The organism is Desulfopila aestuarii DSM 18488 (assembly GCF_900143695.1).
Lineage (GTDB): Bacteria > Desulfobacterota > Desulfobulbia > Desulfobulbales > Desulfocapsaceae > Desulfopila > Desulfopila aestuarii.
Map to the genome: position 1 here is coordinate 1 of NZ_FRFE01000063.1, position 9,107 is coordinate 9,107.

General features: G+C 37.5%; 7 protein-coding genes. 6 read left to right on the forward strand and 1 reads right to left on the reverse strand.

The window, feature by feature from the left end; genetic code table 11:
• From BUF15_RS25695 to BUF15_RS25715, 5 genes are all read left to right on the forward strand, one after another.
• The coding region (locus BUF15_RS25695) for a transposase (RefSeq protein ID WP_200802502.1) at window positions 1-193 on the forward strand (193 nt) is incomplete at its 5' end.
• Between the two features lie 807 nt (window positions 194-1,000).
• The gene (locus BUF15_RS26970) at window positions 1,001-2,134 is read left to right on the forward strand and encodes a radical SAM/SPASM domain-containing protein (RefSeq protein WP_143170893.1); all 1,134 of its coding nucleotides are present in this window, start codon (window positions 1,001-1,003) and stop codon (window positions 2,132-2,134) included.
• A complete protein-coding gene (locus tag BUF15_RS25705) occupies window positions 2,128-3,255 on the forward strand; it encodes a DegT/DnrJ/EryC1/StrS family aminotransferase (RefSeq protein ID WP_073617159.1) in 1,128 nt (375 codons plus the stop codon). Before BUF15_RS26970 ends, BUF15_RS25705 begins: the two co-directional genes overlap by 7 nt.
• Window positions 3,256-3,351: 96 nt before the next feature.
• Window positions 3,352-5,391, forward strand: a complete 2,040-nt coding sequence (locus BUF15_RS25710; RefSeq protein ID WP_073617161.1) for a glycosyltransferase family 2 protein — start codon at window positions 3,352-3,354, stop codon at window positions 5,389-5,391.
• Between the two features lie 53 nt (window positions 5,392-5,444).
• Window positions 5,445-7,091 carry a radical SAM protein gene (locus tag BUF15_RS25715; RefSeq protein ID WP_073617163.1) on the forward strand — a complete coding sequence of 549 codons (1,647 nt, stop codon included), beginning with the start codon at window positions 5,445-5,447 and terminating at the stop codon, window positions 7,089-7,091.
• 608 nt (window positions 7,092-7,699) lie between these two features.
• Here BUF15_RS25715 and BUF15_RS25720 read toward each other — a convergent pair.
• Complete coding sequence (locus tag BUF15_RS25720) at window positions 7,700-8,791, reverse strand: thrombospondin type 3 repeat-containing protein (protein WP_073617165.1); 1,092 nt, start codon at window positions 8,789-8,791, stop codon at window positions 7,700-7,702.
• Between the two features lie 58 nt (window positions 8,792-8,849).
• On the opposite strand from BUF15_RS25720, the gene tnpA reads away from it, so the two are divergent.
• On the forward strand, window positions 8,850-9,107 hold a 258-nt coding region (gene tnpA / locus BUF15_RS26975; RefSeq protein WP_327021884.1), incomplete at its 3' end, for an IS66 family insertion sequence element accessory protein TnpA.

Consider the following 9,107-nt stretch of genomic DNA (forward strand, 5'->3'; position numbering starts at 1 on the left):
TATGAAAGGAAAGAGCGCAATCCACATTGCACGAAACTACCTTGGGCAGAAGAAGAACTACAGTGGGATGCACTTTTGGGCACGGGGTTATTTTGTCTCAACTGTCGGCACCGACGAAGAGGTTGTTCGGGCATATATCCGGGAACAAGAAAAAGAAGACCATCGTGTCGAACAGCTATCGCTCTTTAAATAAGCGACCACCCAATGGTGGTCAGTAAATTTGTTTAACATACCGCTTTGAGCGGTCCAAAATCTAAAGCCACCGGCTTTGCCGGTGGATACTTACTGTTCTGAATCCTGAGCCCTCAAAATGATTGTTGACATAAATGAAAGGTTCGGCCTCAAGTATCTGTAGATGTCACAACCATTTACACATGGTTTTTAATATCCTGCTTCTTCGGCACTACGATCTGGCTCCAGTCGTCACCAGTTATGAAGTGGCTCTTATGAAGCGGTTCTGCGACAAATGTTATGAGCGTAGTACAAATTTGTGTCTATTTCAGTAGTCCGAGGATCCGTTATTAGGTAAACCGTTTGGTTTGCGAGTCTACCTTTCGTTTACCGGAAAGCTTGAGTGGAATTATAAACATTTCGTGCATATGTCCTTGCTTGACATTGACGTTAGGACAACCTGCAGCGACAGTGGCCCTAACATACAAATTGCTTTTGCAAGGTACGAAAATCTGATATCGTATTTTTGGGCAATTAGTTGGTAGTGTTTTTAAGATATTTTGATCGATCATGGTTAAGTGTAGGAGCTGAAACATGTCTGCAACTCTGTCACTTCACAGGTTCAAGCCCTTTGTTCATATTTTTTTTATAACTCAGGTATCCATTTCGTTTTGAGGAATAAATATTTAATTTTAAAAAAACAATTCTGCTAATTCTGAATTTTTGAATCACCGAGTATCATGTCCCGTAGAAAAAAATTTAAATGGAGGCAATCATAATGGGTCCAGTTCAATTAATAAAAAGAAAGATTAGATCGGGATTGATTCGTATGAGTGAACTCCCAGTATTGAATAAAGACATACCAAGCCTTGCTGAACTTCATCAAGCTCAGCTTCAAAAAATGCAGGACGACCTAGAACTTGAAAATCCTATACAGTCTCTTCCAAAATTAGCTTGTCACTATGAAACGATATTTATCAGAGATGATGGAAGCATTCTACCATGTTGTAATACATGGCCAGAAGATCGACTTGTAATAGGAAATATCAAGGACGATAATATTCTGGCGAAACTACGAGACTTTGATCAGCAGTGTAATATTTGTGGAACATGCCAACTAAGGAAAGCTAACCAGGAAGATAACATTAATTTTAGGCATATTATTGTTGAAACATCTAAATATTGTAATGTTAATTGCGCTATGTGCGGTCATTTTTCTCCATATCATACTCGTACAGGTCAATATAACAAGGAAGACTTATCCTACTATTACGATCGATTTCTAGACCTATGCCCTCCTAAGATACTAAGTGTTCTTGGTGGCGAAACACTTGTTCAAGAGCATGGTCTCAAATGGTTTACAGGTGTTAAGAAAAAATATAATGACACATATGTTGAACTGGTGACAAGCGGAAACGTCAAACCCGAAGTGGCCGATGCTATTGATGGTTGTTTTGATTCAATTCTTATATCTTTTTACGGATTTCAGGCAGAAACATATCGTAAAGTAACGAATTTACCTATTGATCGGGTATTTGAATTTTCAGATATTCTGATAAATCAGGCTAGAGAAAAGGTCCATTTAAAGTATTTGACCACACCGATAAATTTTCATGAGTCAGCAATATTTCTAGATTGGGCAATGAAAAATAAACCTGGTTGGGTTGTGAGTCACGACTGTAATACTCCCTATTTTTTGACTATGGATCTTGACGAGCCCTATCGAATCTGCGATTCATACCCTACACATAATAAAATACCAAATAATTATTGGAAAGAAATCCTTCACAGAACTGTTCGAGATATCATTAAAACTCTTAAAGAAAACAAAGAAATTTTGGAAGAGGGTAAAACAAGAGTTGCTTATGCTGATTTCCTATTTAAATGGGGCGGACTCACTCAAGAACTAGTGGATTCACACCAATTGCAAAATGTAACTATCAGCAAAGGTACAGGATGTTGAATCAATTCTTACCATTATTTAAGGTATTTATGCCTGAATCAGTAAAAGAACCACTGATTCAGACATTATTCTCTGGTTATATCGGGCAGGGGGGAAAGGTTGATAAATTCGAAAAAGAATTGTTTGGATATATTGGCAATAGATACATTTTGTCTTTAAATTCAGGAACATCTGGTTTGAGATTGGCGTTAAGGTTGGCTCATGTTGGCCCAGGTGACGAGGTGATTACTACCCCAATGACATGCACTGCGACCAATATGGCAATTATTGATTCAGGTGCCAAGATAATTTGGGCTGATGTGCATCCGGTCAATGGCAATATTGATGCAAATGATATTAAAAGAAAAATTTCAAAGAGAACAAAGGCTATAATGATTGTTCACTGGGGAGGATATCCATGTGATATTGAACCAATAAAGGAAATTGCTACTAAGGCCGGAATAAAAGTAATTGAAGATGCATCCCACGCTATGGGAGCATCTTACAATGGTATAAAAATAGGGAATCATACCGATTATGTTGTGTTTTCTCTTCAGGCTGTAAAACATATAACAACTGTAGATGGAGGTATTTTGTGCTGCCAAAGAGCATCTGATTACGAAAGAGGGAAGCGACTCAGATGGTTTGGGATTGATCGCAAACTGAAGGATGCAAATTTTCGGCATGAATGTGAACAAGACATAATAGAATGTGGTTACAAATTTCATATGAATGATATCTGTGCCACAATAGGAATAGAGCAACTTAAATACGTAGATAAAATTGTCCAACAATCATGCAGTAACGCAGAATTTTACACAAATGAGTTAAAAAAAATTGATAAAATTGCCTTAATACCTCAATTGGAAAACAGGAAAGGAAGTTATTTGTTTTACACATTACACATTTCAGCAAACATAATAGATTTTTCAAACTATATGTTTAGCAAAGGGATTATGGTTTCTCAAGTACATTCAAGAAATGATCGTTTTACATGCTTTAAACCCTTCTGCAATGGACAACTACCTGGGGTTGATGAATTCACACGATCTATGATTTGTATACCGTCTGGGTGGTGGATAACGAATGAAAGTAGAATAAAAATTGTTAATGAAATTAAATCATATTTTGGCCGAAGATAATGTTCTCGCGACAGGACAAGCGATTAGGCATTGGCAACGGTGACTCAAATAGATAACGCTACTAAAATTGACAATTATCATAGACGATCAGGGAAAATGACAGTCGAACGAGTTCTTTGCAAAGATGAGAAAGATGAATTAAACCAAAAGCTCTTGCGGGATAAAAATGAGTTGGAAATCCGTTTGGCTGAGACTTTGAGAGATTATCAAAAATTACAAAATGAGTTTGCTGAGGTTGTAAACTCAAATACTTGGCGCATGACTTATCCTTTACGAACTTTAATTGTAAGGGGTAGGAGGGCAAGTAACTATTTTAATAGACTTACAGAAAAGATAGTTAGTTTTATCGCAGGGTCGCTTGGATATAGGCAATGTGTGCTGTTGAGGGCAAACTTCTTTCAAAACGTTAAAGGCCACATCTCTTGTTTTATTGATAATCATTTCAGAGATGCTCGTATACATAGAAACACAGTTGTTACAAGGCAGATGGCTATCGGGCGACGGGAAAGATTGCAGTGGTATATACGACCATCCCCACCTCCCAACGAACATCCGCTATTGGACATTGGCATAGTTACCTATAACAATAGCAAATGGCTTTCTTTATTTATAAATTCTCTTTTAAACCAGCAATATCCTTTAGACAAGATAACTCTGATTTTTGTTGATCACAGTTCCACCGATGACAGCATGAGTATCTTGACTAAAATGCAAACTAAATACAGCACTATATTTGGAGGATTTACGATACTCCAACAAGAGAATTTAGGATTTGGGAATGGGCAAAACCTAGCATTTAATCACAGTACTGCACCGTATTTCTTAGTTAGCAATGTTGATCTAGAATTTGAACCAGATGCTATTGTTGAGATTGTAAAAGCAGCAATTAAGGAAGGGGGAAACTTAGGATCACTTGAATTTCGTCAGAAACCTTATGAACATCCAAAATATTACGATCCTATTACATTTGATACGATTTGGTCTGCACATTCATGCGTTCTCTTTAGAAGAGAAGCCTTAAAAACAGTAGGTGGTTACGAAAATAAAATATTTATGTATGGTGAGGATACCGAGCTATCCTATCGTTTAAAAGATCATGGTTTTTCGGTCAAATATTGTCCAAAGAGTGTAGTGTGGCATTATTACTATCGTGATAATAGTCCTGAAGAACTTAAGCCATTTCAATTTAAAGGAAATATTATCGCCAACAGTTTTATTCGCCTTCGTTATGGATCCATGGCTGACATTCTACAGATACCAATTATGTATCTGCAATTGATGAAAGATCGATATAGAGATTCCAATCAGTGGCAAGATATTGCTGAATGTTTTTGTATTGTTGTAAAAAATATAGTTTATTTTTTAGGTTCACGAAAAAAAAGTAATGTTATTTTCCCGTTTTATAATTGGGACTTCGAAAGACGACGTTCAGGTGATTTTTATAAGCAACACAAATGTCCGAATAAGAATATTCCACTTGTATCTGTTATCGTAAGGACGTCACCTGGGAGAGGTCATTGGCTTTGTGAAACTCTGATTACAGTTGCAACCCAGACATATTCAAATATTGAACTAATTATCATTGACCAAGAAGGAACCACTATCGAACCAATGGCTAACCAACTGTGCTCAAGCATCAATTTTCCTTTTCCATTCTATTATCACACTGTAAATTTTGAGAAACGATCTTCTGCATGGAATAAAGGCGCATCTCTCTCCAAAGGAGATTATCTTGTTTTTCTTGAAGACACAGATTTGCTATTTGCCGATCATGTAGAAATTTTGGTTAATGGTTTGTTGAATAACAAAAATTACTTAGCGGCATATTCTTCATCAATTGAGGTTAGTTATATATCTAATACTGTCGGAGATTGTCAATATTATGAGATTGAATACAATTTGGATTACAATTATCAAAGGCAATTTGATCGATCTGTTCTTTTGAACAAGAATTATATACATTCTAATACAGTTATAATAAATCGTTCGCTATATTCAAAAAATGGAGGATTCGATGAAAATATGGAAGGTGTTGAAGACTGGGACTTGTGGCTTAGATGCAGTTGTATGGATGATTTTTTATTTATTGATAAGACAACATCATTGAGTCGAACTGCATCTCAAATAGAGATTTGAAATAAACGAAAATTTCTAATATGTAAATCCAGCGAATAAAATATTAATGAAGTATGACTAATAAATTTAAAAAAGCAGTTAAAAATTTTTATTATGCTCTGGGTCTTTATCGAGTATGGCGTCCAATATTGAGAAATATATTTGAAATCAGGGAAAATATTTTTTATGCAAGAATACAACGAGAACGTGCTGTAAATGGAATTTTGCACCAATATTTTAAATTGAAAAACGTTAACTTATATATCGAACATTGTTTATTTTTTTCTAACACAGACAGTGAAGAAGGATATATTTCCTTACGTGGTTGGATAGCTAATAAGAGACGGCCTCTTTTAGGCTTATCTAAAGATCACAAAGATCTACGGATACTATATGATGCCAAAAATCTTACTGTTCAGCTGAATGTGGAACGGCAGGATGTCCTGGAATTATTTCCTAACGTTCAGTTGAGGTGTGGTTTTGACGTTAACCTCCCTGCTCAGAAAGTAGTCAAACATCTTGAAATTCTATTATGTCAAAGATTTAAAGATAAATATATTGCAGATGTAGCTGTTTACAATGTTGATGATTTGAGAAAGACAAATCAATATAGATTGTTACCCAATATCACCAAAATAAAGATTGAAAATCTTATAATGAATGAAAAAGAGCGACTCCACAAACATACTAAATTAAATTCAAATCCACCTCACCTTTATATTGATCCCTCTTTTAATTGTAATTTAAAATGCCCCCATTGCCATGGGCATAAGGCCAGGATGGCTGGATATCATATGCCAATTTTAGATGAGAATGCTCTGGATAAGATTTTAAATGATTTTGGAGAAACCCTTGTTCAGGTGTATTTTGCTAACTGGGGGGAACCATTATTGAATCCAAATTTTCCTAAATTTGTAAAGAAAATCAAATCATTTAATATTTGGGTTCATGCAAGTTCGAATTTAAGTTTAATGATCACTGACGATCATCTGGACGATATAATATTGTCAGGCCTTGATTTCCTTATTATATCAGTTGATGGAATAACTCAGGAAGTATATCAGAAATATAGGAAAAATGGAGACCTGAATTTAGTTCTAAGTAATATAAGACGTTTGATTCAGAGAAAAAAGGAATTAAAGTCTGCTACTCCAACTCTAGAATGGCAAATTCTAAAATTTCCATGGAATCGTCATCAAATTGATGCCTCATATCAAATGGCATTGACATTAGGAGTTGATAAATTCAAATGTACTCCAGGTGACATCCATCAAGAAAAAAGTATATCTCTATCCGACCGAACAGACGAAGGTCCAATGAAAATGTCCTCAGATCGTTTTGCCGAGTTTGAAAGAATTTATAAACAGAAGCAAGATAATTATGAATATTTTGGATGCGATCATCTTTACAGACATTTATGCATTTATCCTGACGGCGCTGCATACTCATGCTATAACGTAATTTCTCCAGAGCATAAATTAGGTAATTTCATAGTGGAGGGTAAGGAAAAAATTATCAATGGGAAGTACCAAATATCAAACAGAAATCTTTTCAGGTTGAGAGGAGACACAAGAAAAACTGGTTACAACCCATGTTTGAATTGTGAATTAATAATTGGAGACGGAGAACATAGAGGCCACTCTTTTAGCGCGCTGGATTTTTCGCTTGCATTTTATGTAATAACAGGGACAAACATCTATGATTTCATACAAAAACACTGAAATGAGTTAGGCTTTTACTTCATGAGGCATTTTTTCAAGCTATAAGTATGGCAGGTTATATTTTATATTCTTGCGCCAAAGCTCTCTCTACTTAGGAATAATCCCAAGCTTACCTAAATATTCTCATTATTGAAAATGTTTCATAAATTGCCGTTGCTTTTATATAGGTATTATTTCATTTGCATAGGACAACACGATTCCTCAATAGCCGACTGTGGGTCTATAATAGACGGGAGGATTCGAAGCTCACGACAGCGTTGTAATGTGTGGTTAATATATTAAATATTAAATATGTGTGATACGTTTGTGATACACGGGTATTTTTACATACAAGAAACTAATAAATGCGCCCTCTATTTTTTCTACTAGGCAAGTAGCTCACCGCATGCCCATCATTCTTAAAGAAGCCTCACGGGGCACCCACTTGGTCGTGCTTTTCATCTCCATCTTGCCACAGTTGATTTGCTTAAAAGTCTAATATATCAGCTTGTGCAAAATCCAAGGGGTAAATGAGCCTTTGCCAGATGGACAATCAAATGGGGGCGAACGGTCTTCAGCGCCCCCATTTGATATCTGATATTTTCCGTAAAAGGTTTTAGAGGAGGAATCTAGCAACCATTTGCATCCACAGGCTTATTTTTTCGACTATTGGGACAGAGATCAAGATAATCAGGTACTCCATCCGCGTCTGAATCGATTGAATTTTTCAGAGCAGTGAGTGCCTCTTCGAGCTGATGATTTTCGGACAACAACTGAGTATTAGCCGAATGCAGTTGGCTGATAGTCGCGTTAAGGTTCTGAGTCTGGCCTTGGCAGGAGTCCAGGTCTGATTGCAGCTGATGATTCGCGGCGTTTAGGTTGTCAATAATCTCATGCTGCACCTGCGTTTCAACGAGGCAGGCGGCATAGTTGTCTGCATCATTTGGGTATACGTCGCATATATCACCAAGTGAATCCTGATCGGTATCAAGCTGATCGGGGTTGGCAGTTTCCGGGCAGTTGTCCATATAATCTTCAATGCCATCACCGTCTTGATCACCGGGTACGGCATCAATAAACATAATCTGATTGCCATTTGCGACTCTGAGTGCAAATTTTTTATGTTGGTAAATTACCAGATCGTCTGTTTTGTCAGATGAAACGGTTGGCAGAGGTATGGAACCTCGCGAAACATAGGTGTCGAGGTCAAACAATTCAATCTTATTTCCAACAAGGAAATAGGCTAGATGCTCGAAGTCATCGATGAGAAGCTCCGAGGCTGTACCAGAAATAGGGTACCTGCCTAATGTTGTCGGCGAAGATCCATTCATGTCGATTGCGACCCCTGTTGTTGAGTAGATGACATTTCCATGGATATGAATATCAACGCCGAATCCTGAAATATACTGTTTCCAGACACTGACTTCATTTACACCCATTGGGTCAACAATGAGTTCACGAAGTCCATATTCTGTTGTTTCGTTATTATACCCGTAAAGCCTTTGAGAGCTTGTGGAGTACTCGATACGGTTTGATCCGGTATGATCTGCAGTGGTTTCTTCTCGTTGAATGCCCTTGTCAAAAATTGCGACTCCGCGGTGCCGGGGGGAAAACCGATCAACCTTTAAGGAAACAGCCACGATATCGGTATTGAAAGGATCAACCGCGATATCCTCAGCGGTGAAGGGGCCGTAGTAATGTAAGCGCTCAACAAACGCCATCTTTTCATATCGTTAACAATCTGTTTCATTGTGGCAAACCAGACCACGGGAGGGCACAATGAAAACAGAGCATAGCAAGAATCGGTCGGCCAAGCAGGAATATTGGCAGGAACACATCCGCTCATGGGAGAGTAGCGGCCTGACGCAATCATCATATTGCCGGGAGAACATGCTCTCTTTGGCGACATTTGGTTACTGGCGTCGAAAGAGCTCATTGAAGGTTTCTCACGAACCGCAACCGCGTTTTTTTCCTCTTGCGGTACAATCCCAGGTCCAGGAAAAGCAGAGTTCAGGTTTCAATACTGTCCGGTTGGTC